This window comes from Bifidobacterium sp. LH_416 (genome assembly GCF_056357055.1).
Map to the genome: position 1 here is coordinate 42,116 of NZ_JBKEVJ010000005.1, position 16,078 is coordinate 58,193.

The following is a 16,078-nucleotide window of genomic DNA, read 5'->3' on the forward strand; positions in this document are numbered from 1 at the left end:
AATGCGGACGAAGTCCGACCTTAATTGCGGACGAGCTGTCAGCGACAGCTGACTGAGGGGTAGTAGAAAAGCGGCCGAAGGCCGCGGGAAAATCAGAATCGACTGCAAGTCGATACATTTTTCCCGCGGCCTTCGGCCGCTTTCTCATTTAAAACAGCTTCCCTACCGCTTCACCGCAGCACGACGCGGCGCACTACGCTTCGGACGCTTCTTGTTCCGGCCCTTCTTATTACCCGAGTTGGAATCGTCATCGTAGTAATAGTAGTTGTTGTACTTGGCCGAATAATCCTTCTTGGAATCCTTGGCATAGTTGAAGATGAAGCCGTTCACTGCAATGTTCAGGGTATCCAGCTGGGCGGCGATCTCGCGCAGATCACGCTTATCGGTTACGTCGCGGCCAGACACAATCACAATGCCATTGCCCATAGCGCCAAACACGTAAGCGTCGTTGGCCACCACCAGCGGAGAGGTGTCCACCAGCACGTAGTCGTACTGAGTGAGCGCCTGCTTCAGCAGTTCCTTCATAACCGGAGAGTTCAGCAGTGCGGAAGCGTTCGGCGGCTTCGGGCCGGCAGGCATAACGTGCAGGTTCGGCTTCCAGTAACGCTGCACCACGTCCTTCACAGAGGCCTGGCCGGAAAGCACGTGGGTAAGGCCAGCGTTGCCTTCGAGTCCCAGTCGGTTGGCTACGGACGGGTGGCGCAAATCAGCGTCTACGAGCAGCACCTTGGCACCATTTTCTGCCAAAGCCACGGCAGTGTTCACTGCGCTGGTGGTCTTGCCTTCAGACGGGCTGGTGGAGCTCATCACAATCAGACGAGAATTCATGCCTTCAACCGGAGCGGTGAAGGACAGGTTAGTGCGAACACGACGGTATTCTTCAGCAATCGGGCTGCTGGGCTTGGCGATAATCACCGGCACTTCACCCTTGAGTAGATCGTCTTCCGGAATACGGCCCATAATCGGGGCATCAATGTATTCCTGCAGTTCGAAGGCTTCCTCAATACGAGTGGAGAAGAGATCCTTGAGCAGAGCCACGATAATGCCGAGAATCAGACCGCCCACAATGCCGATAGCCATGTTCAGCGTGATCTTCGGACTGCTCGGACCAGACGGCTCCTGAGCCTGCTGCACTACGGACAGCGTAACCGGAGACTTGCTGTTAGAGGAGTACAAGGAATCCTCCACCACAGTCTTCATGGACTTGGCTACGGTGTTCGCAATATCAGCGGCTTCCTTAGGGTTGGTATCTTCCACTGAAATGTTGACGAATGCGGTGTCCGTAGGGTTGGTAACCGTGAGCTGAGCTGCGAGCTGACTAACCGTGGAGTTCAATCCCAACTGGTCAATCACCGGCTGAAGCACGGCTTCGGTGGTGGCCAGAGTCGGGTACGACTTAATCTGGTTGGAAATGTATGAACCCGCGCTGTTCAGGCTGTTGAAATCATCCTGAGAGCTGTCCGAGCTTGAAGACGTGCTGAACGTCGCAAACACCTGCGAGGTGGCCGTGTACTTCGGCGGAGTCAGCAGGGTGTATGCGCACACTGCGGCAAATACCACGACGAATGTCACAATGACGGAAATGACATGCTTGCGAATGATTCGCAGCAAGTCCATGATGGTGATGCCGCTCTCGGCCTGCGCCGCGGCAGAGTCCGCAACGCTTTGATTTTGTTGTTCGTTATTCTCTGCGGAAATCAACCGCTTCTCCCTCTACACATCCTGATGGGTTGCAAACACCATGAATCCTATCAGCCATCGTGTACCCCCTTTTGAAGAAAAACGTGGTTATGACGTGTCCGAAAAATATCACCACGGTTTTTGCACATTGCTCGCACATTGTGTTGGTAGAGTACGCAACAGCACATCAAGGAGGGGATTTCGTGAGCGATTCAAGCATGCCTGAAACTGAGGCAATCGTTGCAAAGCCAACCATGCAGCAAGCAAGTAGGCTGCAGACAGCCGAGACTAGCGACCCCGCACGTGGCGAGATCAGCGCTTCTGGCATTGCCAGTGCCACAGCAGCGCTTACTCCCCCGATGCAACTCCCCCGATTATTCACTCCATGTGATTACTCTGATTACCTGTTCTTTTTGGCGTTAGTGACGTTGCCGATAGACGGCACTGTGCTTGGTTTTTTCCAACCTTTTTGGACTCCGATTAGCCCTTGGCTGCTTGTTGCTTACTGCATAGCGAATCCTCGCCTGCTCCGTTTGGCAATGCACCGGTATGCGCCATTCATGCTGCTACCCGTGGTGCTTGTTTTGCTTTCGATGCCTGGCTGGGCTGTGTTTGGATTGCATAATAATGCGGTTGTTATGTCGCTAACTGGTGTGATTGCCGTGCCCGCTACATTGGCTGCACTTGATATTGCTTTTGTGCATAAAAAGCTCAGTTGGCAGGAATCTGTACGCGTATTGATTGCTACATATTGGTTTGCATTTGCTATCGGTATGGTGCAATGGTTGGCGATTCGCCTGCGTTTGGGCAGTGTGCAAGGGTTCTTTGGGCACTTGATGTACCGCTCGTATATTACTGGAGGCGTGGCCTGGGGAGGTAATGCCGGCCGCCCACAATTCCTATTTGCCGAGCCAAGTTATATTGGCATGCATTTATTTGGTATTTTGTTGCCACTGTTTTGGTTTATGCGTATTCGTGATCGTATTTTTGCGCAACGATTGAAGCATCTTATTGTGGTGTTTGCTGCTGACAGTGTGCTTATGGGTTCTGGCACGCGTATTGTGCTGGATTCTTTGGTGGCTTTAGTAACGGTTATCGGCATTGAAACATATTGGCATAATAAGGAATCACGCAAACGCGGCATCATGCAGTTCATTGGATCCGGCATTTTAGCTGCGATTAGTTTTGTGGCTAATTCACGATTAGATTCTATTTTGCATAATGGCATGGAAGGCGATGGATCGTTCTTTGCGCGCTTTTGGCAGTCTTTAGGCCCTATATGCGGGCTCATAGAACATCCTTGGACTGTGCTGACCGGATACGGCGCGGGTAATATTGCTTCAGCTGTGCACCAAGGCAATGCGATGGCAACCCATATTTTGCAGGCAATGCACACTGATTCAACCGGCGCATCGAACTGGTATTCGTCTATTAGCTCAGACACTGTCTGGACTATGTGCGCTTACACTAATTTCATCACTGAATTCGGCATTATTGGTTTTGCACTATTCCTTATTATTACGTTGCGATTCATTAATCGTTTCCACACTTGGAATAAGCTGACTATCTGCTGGCTCATATTGCTTGCTTATTTATATATCCAGTTCGAAGGCTACGCTTTCGCCGCCCTCCCCCTATTCATCTGGTCCCTAACCCGCCATGTCCTTCGGCCCCCCTTCCTTGAGAGGAGCTGTCAGCGAAGCTGACTGAGGGGAGCAAAAACCAAGAGAAGAAATCATATATTTATCCAACAATTCCCCTACAATTACTCCTGAAATATAAATTGAAAACTTCATGCAAATACAGGAGGAATAATCATGGCTTCTCTGCTTCAAGGATTTGAAGAAGTTCAGCTGGTTAAGCCGGTTGGCAAGACCGTATTGACCGTCACTGATTCTGCTATTCGTTTCAACAAGGCCACTGCCGAGGTCTTGGGTTCTCCTGCTTTTGTAAAGGTATTGATTAACGAGAAGACCAAGCAGATTGCTGTGACGCCGGCAACTGCTAAGGCTGATAATGCTCTGAAGTTCAGCAAGGCTGATGGTAAGCCGGCTTCCGTAAGCCTTAAGGAGGCTACGCTGGTGGAAGCAGTGAAGGCTTTCTTCACTCTGCCTGAAGCTCCGGAAGGCGAAGAATCCTATGCTTCCGTAAATGGTGCTGCTTACCCGGAAAGCAAGACCGTGATCTTCGATTCCACCTCTGCCACCGCCGGCACCATGAAGCGCCGCGGCCGCAAGAAGACTGCCTGAAATCGAGCAGCTCTTTTTTACAAAAGCGCCGGAATGGTTTTATGTAACCATTCCGGCGCATCATTTAGACCAATAGTTCATCACTGATTGGTTTTCACGATGATTTTGTTGTCTGCTACGTCTTTGAGGTGTTGGCCGTATGGGCTCTTGCCGTAACGTTCGGCGGATTCGAGGAGCTCCTCCTTGCTGATCCACCCGTTCTCGTAGGCGATCTCCTCGGCCACCGCGATCGGCAGGCCCTGCGCGCGCTGCACGGTGCGCACGAACTCGCCCGCCTCGTACAGGGAGTCCATGGTGCCCGTGTCCAGCCACGCATAGCCGCGGCCGAGCGTGCGCACGTTCAGGGAACCATCCTCCAAGTACATCTTGTTCAGGTCGGTGATCTCCAACTCACCACGGGCGGAGGGCTTGACCTGCTTGGCGAACTCGACCACACGCTCGTCGTAGAAGTAGAGGCCCGTCACCGCGTAGTTCGACTTCGGATTCTTCGGCTTCTCCTCGATGGAGACGGCCTTCTTATCCGCATCGAACTCCACCACGCCATAACGTTCCGGATCATCCACGTAATAGCCGAACACGGAAGCGCCCTCGCCGTTCTCCGCCTTCGCCCTCGCCTTGCGCAGCGTGGCGCCCAGACCATTGCCGTAGAAGATGTTGTCACCCAACACCAGCGCGCATGGCTCGCCGTCGATGAACTCCTCGCCCAGCAGGAACGCCTGCGCCAGACCATCCGGACTGGGCTGCACCACATAGGAGAACCTCACACCATACTGGCTGCCATCCCCCAGGAGCTTCTCGAAATTCGGCAGGTCCTTCGGCGTGGAGATGATCAGGATGTCACGAATACCGGCCATCATGAGTACCGACAGCGGGTAGTAGATCATCGGCTTGTCATACACCGGCAGCAACTGCTTCGACGTCACCGTCGTCAACGGATACAAGCGAGTACCCGAACCACCAGCCAGAATAATGCCCTTCATGAGACTATTCCTTACTACTCTCGATTACTTGTCAAGTTCCTTGGCGACATACGTCTTGAGGGTTTCCTCCCAGTCGGCGGGAGTGTAACCGGCCTCGCCGATCTTGGTCAGGTCCAAGGCGCTGTTCGTGGGACGCGGGGACACCGGGCTGGTCGCGTTCGCGAAATACTCGGCGGTGCTGATCGGCTTGACCTTCCCACCATTGCCGTTCGTCAGGTCGAACACCTCACGGGCGATGTCAGCCCAGGACTTCACCGCACCGGAACCCGTCAGGTTGTACGTGCCGTACGGGGCATGGGCGTCCAGGAGATGGAAGATCGCCTCGGCCATGTCCCTGGTGAAGGTGAGACGCCCGTACTGGTCGTCCACCACGGTCACCTGCTCCAGCTTGTCGTTCTCGTCGGCCACGCGGTCGGAGAGCATCATCATGGTCTTCACGAAATTATGCCCCTCACCGATCACCCAGCTGGAGCGTAGGATGTAGTGCTCCGGAGCGTTCCCGACGGCGATGTCGCCGGCGGCCTTGGTCTGGCCGTACACACCCAGCGGAGCGAATGCTTCCGTCTCCGTATGCTGTTCGGCAGCACCGTCGAACACGTAATCGGAGCTCACATGCACGAGCGTGATGTGATGCTCCGCAGCCACCTTGGCCAGCAAAGCCGGGCCTTGGGCATTGGCCTTCCAAGCAATCGGACGGCCTTCCGCGGTCTCGGCCCTGTCCACGGCCGTGTACGCGCCTGCGTTGATGATCGTGCCGTACAGGCTCCAGTCGTAAGCCTCGTACGCCTTCGGATCGGAGAAATCGAACTCATCGATATCCGTGTATTCAAAGCCCTGCAGGTCATGGGCCTCGGCATACGCGCGGATCGCGTGGCCCAGCTGGCCGTTGCAGCCCGTCACCAAGGTGCGCTTCGGAGCCATCGGCTTCGCGTCCTTCAGCATCGGATGATTGAGGTCGGCCTCGCTACGCTCGGATTCCTCCAACGGGATCGGCCACCGGATGTCGAGCTCCGGGTCGGCCAGGTTCACGAACGTGTACGTCCTCTTCTGCTCCAGACTCCAGTGAGCGTTCACCAGGTACGTGTACACGGTGCCGTCCTGCAACGCCTGGAAGCTGTTGCCCACACCACGCGGCACATAAATCGCCTTCGACGGATCCAGACGCGTCGTGAACACCTGGCCGAAGGATTCACCCGGACGCAAATCCACCCACGCGCCGAAGATCTCACCCGCAGCGATGCTGATGTACTTGTCCCAAGGCTCGGCGTGGATGCCGCGCGTCACGCCCTTGGTCGCGTTAAAGCTGATGTTGTTCTGCACCGGACCGAAATCAGGCAGACCAAGCGCGGTCATCTTCGCACGCTGCCAGTTCTCCTTGAACCAACCACGATTATCCCCATGCACCGGCAAATCAAACACCAGCAAACCCGGAATATTCGTCTCCGTGACCTTCAAATCCTTCTCAAACTCAAACGACATAACCTACGACTCCCTTTCTACCGAGTTCCAAAAACCACGAATCCTCAAACATCTTCGCCGCAAGGCAAGTGGCATCATTCAAAAGTTGGTTCCGCGGCATGAAGATAGTCCATTACGTCCCGGGAAAGCGGCGCATCGCACAAACGGAGATAGTCCTGCTCTTCAGAATCATCTTCGGCCAGATACAAATCCGTTAATAATGGCATAACATCTTCCTGCTTCAAGAACCGACGCACGCAGGTAGGTGAGTGCAGAGCACCACTCACCTACCAAGAACCTGCCTTCACTGTCCCTGCTGCTTGTACTTGGCCTCGGTCGCGGCCTTGACCGGCTCCCACCAGGCACGGTTGTCCGTATACCAGGCGATGGTCTGCTCCAGACCCTTCTGGAAATCCGTATGGGTCGGCCTCCAGCCGAGTTCGGTCTGCAGCTTGGTCGAGTCAATCGCGTAACGGCGGTCATGGCCCGGACGGTCCCTCACCCAGTCGAAGTCGTCCGGATCCCTGCCCATCACGGTCAGGATGTCGCGCAAAACCGTGATGTTGTTGCGTTCGCCGTTCGCGCCGATCAGATACGTCTCGCCGATACGGCCCTTGGTCAGGATCGTCCACACGCCCGTCGAATGGTCGTCCGTATGAATCCAGTCACGCACGTTCAGACCGTTGCCGTACAATTTCGGCTTCAACCCCTCCAGGATGTTCGTGATCTGACGGGGGATGAACTTCTCCACATGCTGGTAAGGACCATAATTATTGGAGCAGTTGCTGATCGTGGCGCGGATGCCGAACGTGCGGTGCCATGCGCGCACCAGCAGGTCGGAGCTGGCCTTGGTGGAGCTGTACGGGCTGGACGGATGGTACGGGGTCTCCTCCGTGAACTTCGCCGGATCATCCAACGCCAGGTCGCCGTACACCTCGTCCGTGGAGACGTGGTGATAGCGCACCCCGTACCTGCGGGCCGCCTCCAGGAGACGGAACGTGCCCTCGACGTTGGTCTTCAGGAACGGCTCCGGATTCGCAATCGAATTATCGTTATGGGATTCCGCGGCGTAGTGCACGATCGCGTCATGACCCGGAACAATCCTGTCCAGCAGCTCCGCATCGCAGATGTTGCCATGCACGAACTCAACACGATCACCAAGAATCGACTTGATATTCTCCAGATTACCCGCATACGTCAACGCATCCAGGACCGTCACATGCACGTCAGGATGGTTGTTATACACATAATGCACGAAATTCGAACCGATGAAACCACAACCACCGGTCACAATAATGTTACGAGGAGAGAAAAGTACTTCAGACATAGCCCATATCTTACAAAGGGGTAACCCCCTACGATTAGGCGTAAAGACACACATGTCCAGTCATCAGTCTGCTTGGGAAACAAGCATCTCACAAGGAATATATCACCACCAAAAACTTGGAAGAACAGATTCTTAATGTTCTCGACAGTTTAGTAAAGTACACACTACTAATGTGTACTTTACTAAAGTAAGACAATCATCATAAACGCACCGAAACCTTTGAAATCGACTGTGCTGAAGTTCGATGCCGACGAAGATATTGCCACCGACCGGAAGATGTTCAAGGGCCGACGTGACTTTCGCAAGAACTACCTCAAAATCCTGCGACGCAAGCAATTCTGATCTCAGCCTATAGAGGCACGTCCCCTTCACCGATAACGCACTCGAACATTTGTTCGCACTATAGCTGTAACATAGAGGCAGAAAGATGCGTATGACGGTAGGGAACGCAGGTCAATCTGCTCGCTCCATCCCGGCGTAAAAGATTTCAGGAGATTTGAGCTCGCTCGAGTTCCATAGGAAGGATTCCAATTGGCGTATTCGCAAATCATAGTTTTGGGTAACGGGTTCGACTTGGCTCAGAGTATCCCATCGTCTTATCCCTCATTTTTCCGAGATCGATATGAGAAGTACCGTGAGAGCTTCAAGAAGACAATCATGCCAAGGATTACCTATCAGGTGGATGTCAAGGATCCCTGCGTGTGGGACTATCTCTTCATTGCTTGGCATGATACATCGAAAAAACTCGATGATTGGAAAGACGTGGAAAGCGCAATCAAAGAGTGGGTCATCGGGAAAGGTAATATCAGCCTTGATGATGCGCTAGATTACTGGACTGGCCTCTCGATAAAGCCGTCACGCCCTGAGTCGGTTGTCAACGCATATTTAAAGATTCAGAAGTATGTTAATGAGAATTCGAGCGACATAGATTTCTCTGCTCTAAACTCATTCAATGCCTCGGCAGATTGGGATGATGAAGACGCAGAAGATCCAGCAGAAATTCTCCGAGTGAAAATACTCGATTTTTTTGCGAACGAACTTCATGTTATTGAAGATGCTTTCGCTCGATACCTGATACGAGTTCAGGACAATCCTTCATATGATGCTGGCAGCAGGAATATCTATGAGTCAATGGCGGAAACCGGAACTGACATTCCGCTTGACGAGCAATCGAACGTCATTCTGTCCTTTAACTACACGACCCCTCTGCTCCAAAGACCGCAAGAAAAGTCCATTTACTATCACCGAAATGTACATGGCGATGTCGATCGCTTCTCAGATGAAAACGCTGGAGGCTATGAATATCATGTCATATTTGGCATTGATGGCCAGGCTCATATGGACGAGCCCGGCGTCTATCAGTTTACAAAAACCGCCAGGGTACTGAAATTGCGACGACAGTATTTGATAGGGGAAATGGCTGGACGCTCGATATTTGATGCGCAAAACAATGGCAACGGCATAGCCGAAGTCAAGTTTTTCGGCCATTCCTTAGGAGAAGCTGATTACTCCTACTTTCAGTCGCTTTTCGACCAAATCGACTTATACGGTGGAGAAACTAAACTGACCTTCTTCGGTACGAAATCGCATCCCGCCAACTACGATGCAATCATTCGACTGATGACAGAATACGGGAAGACCATAGTGCCCGAAGCGCATGGAAGGAATCTTCTTCACAAGTTGCTGCTCGAAGATCGATTGAAGATAGCTACATTTGACACGAGAATCGTGGCGTAATCCCATTTCGGAAGAGGAGATGCGATGGGGAAAAAGACGTTGACCATGTAGAACCGTTCTGTGATGAGCCTCTGCATCAGGACAAGCCGCAGACCTTGAAAGTGCTAGAAGAGGCCACCGAGGTGGGGTGGAGGCATTCAAGCGCGGTGGATTCGGATTCTCGTCGTTGAAGAATTCGGATTCCAAGTGGAGAGCCCAGCTGTACTGATGATTTAATTTTAGATATAGATGCGGCCTGCTATGCTCCATCATCCCCTATCCAGCGAGAGGAAGCATAAAGCAAAAACAGGCCACATTGCGGTCATCTATTACATATGCCTCAAGCTTGTTGACTGTTTTTAGTCAGAAAGACGGCTCATGAGTTTTATGATGATTTGTCTGTCTTTGTTCAAATCAAATTTTCTAGCAAAAATCATGCCGCAGTTAACGAGTTCGTCATAATCCTTTATGGTGAATGTGTAAGGACTACCCCTCAGCCAATCGATATGGCGCAGGCATGATTCAGATGAATCATCTTCTTTGAATCTGTATATACGTCTCTTGTAATCGGGATTGTTGAAGGCAAGAGTCTGTATAAAGAATTCATCAGGGCTGCGAGTATTATTAAACAGCTTCTTTATGCAATCCTGATGGTCAAGGACGTATCTTGCGAAATCGTCAGGGATACTGAACCAATTCGCTCCTTTTTTAATCACGATATCGGTCGGAATACGGTTCAAATGAATTAATCGCTGGATTAAAATCGATATTTTTTCGAATACTTTGTAGATGGAAAAAGTATGATCCCTATTTGCTACACAAAGTTGTTTTTGGAATAAATGGTAGTACCGTACAAAAGGTATGGTTAGTTCAACATTTTTATGTGTAGTGAAATGAATAAAGATATCGTTTCGATTTCTTAACATGGTATGGATTTCCTTCTGGCTCTTCAAAGGGAAATCCATACCAGATATCAGATGGTAGTAATTGTACTTACCAATCCGAGTAGCGAGGCGCAATAGATTTAACTCACATTGCACTTGACTATATTCCGCCCAATATACATTGATTCGATCGCAGAAATAAAGTTGGGAAGAAACAGGTCTAACAATCTCATCCGGATTGATTTTAGATTTAGCATCGAGGTGAAGAAAGATATCACTGAATTCTGAATCTAAAGATCTAATCAGGAAGTTAAGCTGCTCAAGATTGCTGTGTGCCATGAGCAGGTACGCCTGCTTATCGGATTTATCAGTCATTTACTATGCCTTCAATATATTCAAAAGCTTCTTCACGGAGCTTTGCAAGCGCTTGATCTGGTTGGGTGTAATCAGGAATTAGTGACAGATCTGTCTGCAGAAGTGAAGAAATTGTTTTGTAACGATCTGTGAGCTTAAGCTGGGTGAGGAACGATACAGCACGATCGTCCTTGGATAAATCATTATGTCCAGAATCGATGTACCAAAAGTTCTTATGGAAAATCGTTGAGAAAGCTGTTCCATGGAAGGAAGTGGTGAAGACCATCTTTGCGTATTTCATGTAATTCAAGAAGGCCTCCGGGCCATACTTCTTTACCAGACGAATCTTGTTCTTCCAGCAGCAGCGAAGAGCCCATTCCTTAGGTTCAAAGAAGTATACCGGCATACCGGTTTTCTTGGATACTTGGTGGAGGAAGGATGCTATCTCTTGTGAGATACTGAAGCAATAATAGAAGATGTAGTCGCCCTGGATGATTGGGGCGTTACCGAGCTGTACTGTTTTTTCCCATTCTTCTTGAGAAAGTAACATGGTGGGGTCCACACAGAGTGAGACCTCTCTGCCGGTGGCTGTGGAAACCCATTTCTTTGCATTCTGCTCGCGAACCGAAATCTTGTCAAATTTATTGACAAGATTAAGGTAGTGATCTTTAAGAGAGCTGTCCGCAAATGGATTGTTAGCGCCGAAGCTCACGGCATATGCATATCGTTTGTTGAAATCAGAAACAAAGTTCAAATAATATGCGTCATCAGCGTCCATGCATCGAATGTTCCATACCTGATCACTGCCAGTGATGAATTTCTGATACTTGGAATTAGTGGCGGTTAATTCTTTATTGGAAGTGTAGGTATCCTGTGACAGACGGAAATATTTGTGTTCAAACGCTTCATATGCGACAGCCTGCTGCTTGATACGCTTATAAACTGTGGCCCAAAGTGCATTCTTGATAAATGACTTCAAGCCAGTAACTTTCCAAAAAGTGCTGTACATTTCCTTTTGTCCTTGATTAGAGAAATCAAGAATTTCATTATCGACACTATATTTGTCAACTAAAACTTTTTGAAGAGCTAATGCTTGCAACATGGATCCACAGTTGTAAGAATTATGGAATGTAATAGTAGCGGTTTTGTCATTACGAGACATTATTTCTCCTTTTTGTTGATACTTAAATCAAACAGCTCGATGCTTCGGTAGGCGTGAATTGGCATTAATATGAAAAGTCTTTTTGAGCATAGAGATGAATATGTCGTCTTTGATTGCAATTAGATAAATCAGAGACCCAATCCCGTAGATGAATGCACCAAGAATAATTTGAATAATCAGAGTGATAATCGTTGGGCCAAGAATCTGACCGACAATCCAGACAATGATACCCATTAATGCCCCTATTGGGAAGAATATGATTCCTGATTTCAGGTATTGAAGAGTTGGAAAGTCTTTTCTGGTGAATAAGTATTGAACGCAAAATACAGACAGCTCGGCTAGGATGGTGCCAATCATTGTGCCTATTGCCTGCAAATGAGGAATTAAGAGCAAGTTGACCGAAATATTAAAAGCTGCGCCAAACAATGTTGAGATGACATATGGCATATCTTTTTTATTTGGAATCAAATATTGGGTTCGTATGATGTTAGCCCAGATCATAAAAATGAGGCTAAAGCTTAAGCCAAATATAATAGGTGAGCTTCCCTTGAATTCGTCTCCAAAATAAACGGGAGCAAGAATATTGCTGATTCCTGCAAGACCAAAAGCCGCACCACAGACGAGCATAGTGAAGTAGCGGAACGAGATGGCGTTGTATTTCTTTATTTGGTTAGAGTCTCCGGCAGCGATAAGGTTGGAAATTCTTGGCAACATGACCGTGCCAAAGGCAGTAATGAGGCTGACGGGGATATTTACAATTCTTTCAGCATTGTCGAATAGACCGACTTGAGTCATGTCGGACATGGCGCCAAGCATGATTTTGTCTAACACTTTGTAGATGCTATAGGCAATTGCAGGTATGAATAATATTATTACTGGCTTGATGTTCTTTTTCACTTCAGACCATTCTGGTTTGCAGAATGAAACGAACTTATGAACATTCATCCAAAGATAGATTTGACTTAGAGAAGCCCCCAGAGCCATAATCAGCGTATACAACCATAAGTCATTGCGATCTTTTACGAAGATAAAAATTGAGCATGCGGTCGCAACTTTGATAATCGTATTCCTGATGACAGTGATTTTGAACTGCTCAAGACCAAAGAATAGCCAATTAATATCAAGCAAATACGAAATGACAAAAAGAATATTAATATAGGCAACTATCTTGTTGCCATTAAATAAGACAAAAGCAAAGATAGTATATGAAAGAACGGCGATTCCTGTACTGATAAACTGAATCGCGTAGATATTCCAAAACGTTTGCGCAGTCTGAACCTTGTCCGTTCGGTACAATGCGATGCTTCGGCTACCGTGGTTCGTAATACCAAGCATGCCTACAAGACCAAAATAATATGAAATGGAATACACATACGAATACGTACCTAGGCCAGCAGCTCCGAGAACTCTAGAAACGTAAGGAGCCGTAATAAGCGGAAGTAATATGACCAATATCTGATAGGCCATATTATAAACAAGGTTCTTTTTCAAACTAGTCATGATTATTTCCATTTAAGCAAAAAGCTAAAGCGAGAATATAAGGAAGAAAAGTAACTCTATCGTAAAGTGCATTTTCTGTTATTGCATGTATTAAGAAGAAGACTTGATATGCAAAAGAGAAAACTATTTCCGTTTTGCATTCCTCATCTCTATTGACAAGTGTTATTAATCTACTATATATTTTTGATAGACCAAAGACAAACAAACATAAGAATATAGTTGCCCCTAAAATACCTGTTTCGGCTAATAATTGTAAATATGTGTTATGAGCATTTAGATTAGATACTTCAACGCCGCTTAATGAGAAACTAAAGTTATGTGAGTAATATCCCCATCCTTTACCGATTAAAGGACTTTCTTTAAAAAACTCCCAAGCATAATTCCATAAATATTGTCTATTAGATAAGATATTGTCTTTATTTTCAAATCTGGAAAAAAGGCTCGGTTTAATAATATAAACAACAAGGAAACCAATAAGTGAAACTATTGCGGGAGGGAGAAGACGAATAATTTTCTTACTCAATGATCCTTTTGAGCATAAATACATGGTAATAAGCAGCGATAAAGATATCGCCAGAAGCGGCCCTCGTTTCGTCGTGAATATTAATGCTAATATTGAAATAATTGTCAACAAGTAATATCTTAATTTATTTGTCGAACAGCAGAAAGAAAACCATATAATTATAGATAAACAAATAAATAGAGAATTATGAGTATAGTGTTGCGTTAATCCTGCGGTTTGAATGGTGCCTTGAGTTATAGGTCCAGCGTACATTCGTGCCAACGGAGAAAGTATTGGCCCTAAACCAAAATTTGAAATGACTGTAAAAAAAGCGTATATAAAAGAAAAAGCTCCGATGTATTTAAGGATGAATTCTGAATTCACGTAACGAGAAATAAAGATAGTTAATATAACGCAAATTGTCCACAGCAGCGTAAAACCATATTCGCCGATTCTTAAAGAATAACTATGAATAAGAATAGGGAGTAAACTAATAATCAAAATTAAATGATTATTAGTTACATTGGTTTTATTGGTTAGCATTATGATGCTCATCATCAAGAATGCAATAATCTCAGCCATCTGCCAAGCTAGTGAATTATTCCATAAGGGATACAGCAAAGCAGGGAATATTAAAGCAACATAAGCAAAGGTAGAAAAAAATGGAACAATATCAACGTTAAGTAAATTACTTGCAGTAAAACCAATATTTCTGTTAATTATTATTCTCTGCAATGCATTCTTTACCATTTAAACTTTTTCCTTTTTGTTGCCGAGAATACTCCTATTAGAGTTTTAATAACAAAAGAATTTTTAGTCGATAAGACAAATGCTAATGTCTTATATTTAAAACCATTTTGGCAAGATGGCGATAAAACTGTTTTTAAATACTTGTTTTGTTGGATATAAGTTATTATATTATTTATTTCTGTATCTTCTATCAATGAAGTATATGTCGTTCTCATATATTCGCCATTTAATGAATTTACAGGATAGTTTTTATATTCAAATATATTCTTTAACCTATTTAATTGGGAGATTCTACGAATATAATTATTACCTTTATTTGCAGTGACTTGTAATCCGTTGGGCGATAATTGGTAGTAGTATAATAATTTATCGATAGTTTTTAAACTTAATGTTGCATGTGCACAGTAATCTACAACGAATAGATAATCTTCTCCCATATCAACGTTTGTATCCATTTTTATATTATTATCGTTGATAATACTGCGACGGAATATTTTATTCCATAAAGGATTGAACGCTTTTGCTTCTTGGAGGTTTTCGATAAATTCATATAAGCGATTATTGGGATATGATTTGTCGTCAAGCTTTTGCTCGAAAGCGTAATCTCCGTTATTGGATCGGACCTTGTATCCGCATACCACTAAATCTGTGTCGTCCTGCATATTGGAGACCAACTGTGAAATCATCGTAGGGCTCATTTCATCATCTGCGTCCATGAAGCAAATGAATTCACCATTGGCTTGTGATAGCCCGTAGTTGCGTGCCGCGCTTGGGCCACTATTGTTTATATGCAAGACCTTGAGCCTATTGTCTTTATCAGCTAAGGCATTGCAAACGTTCAGAGTCGAATCAGAGGAACCGTCATCGATTACAATTACCTCTAAATCTGAATACTCCTGGCAAAGCGCTGATTGTATCGCTCTTGCAATCGTCTTTTCAGCATTATACGCAGGAAGTATGATTGTAACTAAAGACATTAGTCTCCCTCATACGGATAGGTTATATAACCTTCGGTCGCATTGTCCCTATGGATTATTTTTCCAGGATTTCCTAGTACAATGCTGTTATCCGGTACGTCAAAATTGATATAGGAACCTGGAGCTATGAGCACATTGTTCCCAATATGTACGGATCCTACGATTATCGAGTTCGTTCCAATCCAAACATAATCACCGATTACCGGAAATCCTTTATGCTTCCCTCTATTTTGAGCCCCAATTAATACACCATTTAATAAGGTTACATTGCTACCGATTTTAGCCTTAGGGTTAACTACAATTCCACCTAAATGCTCAATACGTAGCCCTTTTCCTATTTGTACCTTTGCTGGTATATCGGTTCCATATTTAATTTTATAGTGTTCGAAAAGAAACCTATATACAATAAAAAAGGGTAGGAATCTATTTCTCCAATATTCGCATTTTCGTTTGATACGCAAAAAACGATACTGTGGTATTACATATGGAAAACGATGATCAGACCATCGATGCTTATCCGCTTTCACAAACTCATCCAT

The 16,078-nt window shown here is 46.6% G+C and carries 14 protein-coding genes; 3 read left to right on the top strand and 11 right to left on the bottom strand.

Translation table 11 applies throughout. The features are described from left to right. Positions 1-162: 162 nt before the first annotated feature. A complete protein-coding gene (locus AC1AY0_RS09770) occupies positions 163-1,701 on the bottom strand; it encodes a tyrosine-protein kinase domain-containing protein (protein ID WP_476523890.1) in 1,539 nt (512 codons plus the stop codon). A gap of 182 nt (positions 1,702-1,883) precedes the next feature. On the opposite strand from AC1AY0_RS09770, the gene AC1AY0_RS09775 reads away from it, so the two are divergent. Both AC1AY0_RS09775 and AC1AY0_RS09780 read left to right on the top strand, forming a co-directional pair. Further along, positions 1,884-3,386 carry a hypothetical protein gene (locus tag AC1AY0_RS09775; RefSeq protein WP_476523892.1) on the top strand — a complete coding sequence of 501 codons (1,503 nt, stop codon included), beginning with the start codon at positions 1,884-1,886 and terminating at the stop codon, positions 3,384-3,386. Positions 3,387-3,497: 111 nt separating this feature from the next. After that, the gene (locus AC1AY0_RS09780) at positions 3,498-3,929 is read left to right on the top strand and encodes a hypothetical protein (RefSeq protein WP_476523893.1); all 432 of its coding nucleotides are present in this window, start codon (positions 3,498-3,500) and stop codon (positions 3,927-3,929) included. Between the two features lie 80 nt (positions 3,930-4,009). Here AC1AY0_RS09780 and rfbA read toward each other — a convergent pair whose 3' ends face one another. The 4 genes from rfbA to rfbB all read right to left on the bottom strand — a co-directional run bounded on the left by rfbA (position 4,010) and on the right by rfbB (position 7,694). Continuing rightward, positions 4,010-4,909, bottom strand: a complete 900-nt coding sequence (gene rfbA, locus AC1AY0_RS09785) for a glucose-1-phosphate thymidylyltransferase RfbA (RefSeq protein WP_476523894.1) — start codon at positions 4,907-4,909, stop codon at positions 4,010-4,012. 24 nt (positions 4,910-4,933) lie between these two features. After that, positions 4,934-6,388 (bottom strand): sugar nucleotide-binding protein, encoded by a 1,455-nt coding sequence (locus AC1AY0_RS09790; RefSeq protein WP_476523896.1) that lies wholly within the window; start codon positions 6,386-6,388, stop codon positions 4,934-4,936. Positions 6,389-6,462: 74 nt separating this feature from the next. Beyond that, positions 6,463-6,594 carry a hypothetical protein gene (locus AC1AY0_RS09795; RefSeq protein ID WP_476523897.1) on the bottom strand — a complete coding sequence of 44 codons (132 nt, stop codon included), beginning with the start codon at positions 6,592-6,594 and terminating at the stop codon, positions 6,463-6,465. A gap of 77 nt (positions 6,595-6,671) precedes the next feature. Then, complete coding sequence (rfbB, locus tag AC1AY0_RS09800) at positions 6,672-7,694, bottom strand: dTDP-glucose 4,6-dehydratase (RefSeq protein ID WP_476523898.1); 1,023 nt, start codon at positions 7,692-7,694, stop codon at positions 6,672-6,674. Between the two features lie 555 nt (positions 7,695-8,249). Between rfbB and AC1AY0_RS09805 the strand changes: the two genes are divergently transcribed. Further along, positions 8,250-9,431, top strand: coding sequence for an AbiH family protein (locus AC1AY0_RS09805; protein ID WP_476524033.1), 1,182 nt, complete (start codon positions 8,250-8,252; stop codon positions 9,429-9,431). A 338-nt stretch (positions 9,432-9,769) separates the two neighbouring features. Here the strand turns inward: AC1AY0_RS09805 and AC1AY0_RS09810 are convergent, their stop codons facing one another. The 6 genes from AC1AY0_RS09810 to AC1AY0_RS09835 are packed head-to-tail and all read right to left on the bottom strand — an operon-like array spanning position 9,770 to position 16,078. Then, positions 9,770-10,669: a beta-1,6-N-acetylglucosaminyltransferase gene (locus tag AC1AY0_RS09810; RefSeq protein ID WP_476523899.1), complete on the bottom strand. Its 900-nt coding sequence runs from the start codon at positions 10,667-10,669 to the stop codon at positions 9,770-9,772. Next, positions 10,662-11,810 carry a polysaccharide pyruvyl transferase family protein gene (locus AC1AY0_RS09815; protein WP_476523901.1) on the bottom strand — a complete coding sequence of 383 codons (1,149 nt, stop codon included), beginning with the start codon at positions 11,808-11,810 and terminating at the stop codon, positions 10,662-10,664. Before AC1AY0_RS09815 ends, AC1AY0_RS09810 begins: the two co-directional genes overlap by 8 nt. A gap of 27 nt (positions 11,811-11,837) precedes the next feature. Continuing rightward, entirely contained in the window at positions 11,838-13,310 is a 1,473-nt protein-coding gene (locus AC1AY0_RS09820; protein WP_476523902.1) for an oligosaccharide flippase family protein, read from the bottom strand. Continuing rightward, the gene (locus tag AC1AY0_RS09825) at positions 13,303-14,562 is read right to left on the bottom strand and encodes an O-antigen ligase family protein (RefSeq protein ID WP_476523903.1); all 1,260 of its coding nucleotides are present in this window, start codon (positions 14,560-14,562) and stop codon (positions 13,303-13,305) included. The genes AC1AY0_RS09820 and AC1AY0_RS09825 overlap by 8 nt, the downstream gene beginning before the upstream one ends. Beyond that, positions 14,556-15,539 (bottom strand): glycosyltransferase family 2 protein, encoded by a 984-nt coding sequence (locus tag AC1AY0_RS09830; protein ID WP_476523904.1) that lies wholly within the window; start codon positions 15,537-15,539, stop codon positions 14,556-14,558. Before AC1AY0_RS09830 ends, AC1AY0_RS09825 begins: the two co-directional genes overlap by 7 nt. Continuing rightward, positions 15,539-16,078 carry a serine O-acetyltransferase gene (locus AC1AY0_RS09835; RefSeq protein ID WP_476523905.1) on the bottom strand — a complete coding sequence of 180 codons (540 nt, stop codon included), beginning with the start codon at positions 16,076-16,078 and terminating at the stop codon, positions 15,539-15,541. Before AC1AY0_RS09835 ends, AC1AY0_RS09830 begins: the two co-directional genes overlap by 1 nt.

What these genes read in the sequence shown, in the direction of transcription:
- AC1AY0_RS09780 (WP_476523893.1), top strand. Translation starts at nt 3,498, where the DNA reads ATGGCTTCTCTGCTTCAAGGATTTGAAGAAGTTCAGCTGGTTAAGCCG.
- rfbA (WP_476523894.1), bottom strand. Translation starts at nt 4,909, where the DNA reads ATGAAGGGCATTATTCTGGCTGGTGGTTCGGGTACTCGCTTGTATCCG.
- AC1AY0_RS09790 (WP_476523896.1), bottom strand. Translation starts at nt 6,388, where the DNA reads ATGTCGTTTGAGTTTGAGAAGGATTTGAAGGTCACGGAGACGAATATT.
- AC1AY0_RS09795 (WP_476523897.1), bottom strand. Translation starts at nt 6,594, where the DNA reads ATGCCATTATTAACGGATTTGTATCTGGCCGAAGATGATTCTGAAGAG.
- rfbB (WP_476523898.1), bottom strand. Translation starts at nt 7,694, where the DNA reads ATGTCTGAAGTACTTTTCTCTCCTCGTAACATTATTGTGACCGGTGGT.
- AC1AY0_RS09810 (WP_476523899.1), bottom strand. Translation starts at nt 10,669, where the DNA reads ATGACTGATAAATCCGATAAGCAGGCGTACCTGCTCATGGCACACAGC.
- AC1AY0_RS09815 (WP_476523901.1), bottom strand. Translation starts at nt 11,810, where the DNA reads ATGTCTCGTAATGACAAAACCGCTACTATTACATTCCATAATTCTTAC.
- AC1AY0_RS09820 (WP_476523902.1), bottom strand. Translation starts at nt 13,310, where the DNA reads ATGACTAGTTTGAAAAAGAACCTTGTTTATAATATGGCCTATCAGATA.
- AC1AY0_RS09825 (WP_476523903.1), bottom strand. Translation starts at nt 14,562, where the DNA reads ATGGTAAAGAATGCATTGCAGAGAATAATAATTAACAGAAATATTGGT.
- AC1AY0_RS09830 (WP_476523904.1), bottom strand. Translation starts at nt 15,539, where the DNA reads ATGTCTTTAGTTACAATCATACTTCCTGCGTATAATGCTGAAAAGACG.
- AC1AY0_RS09835 (WP_476523905.1), bottom strand. Translation starts at nt 16,078, where the DNA reads ATGGATGAGTTTGTGAAAGCGGATAAGCATCGATGGTCTGATCATCGT.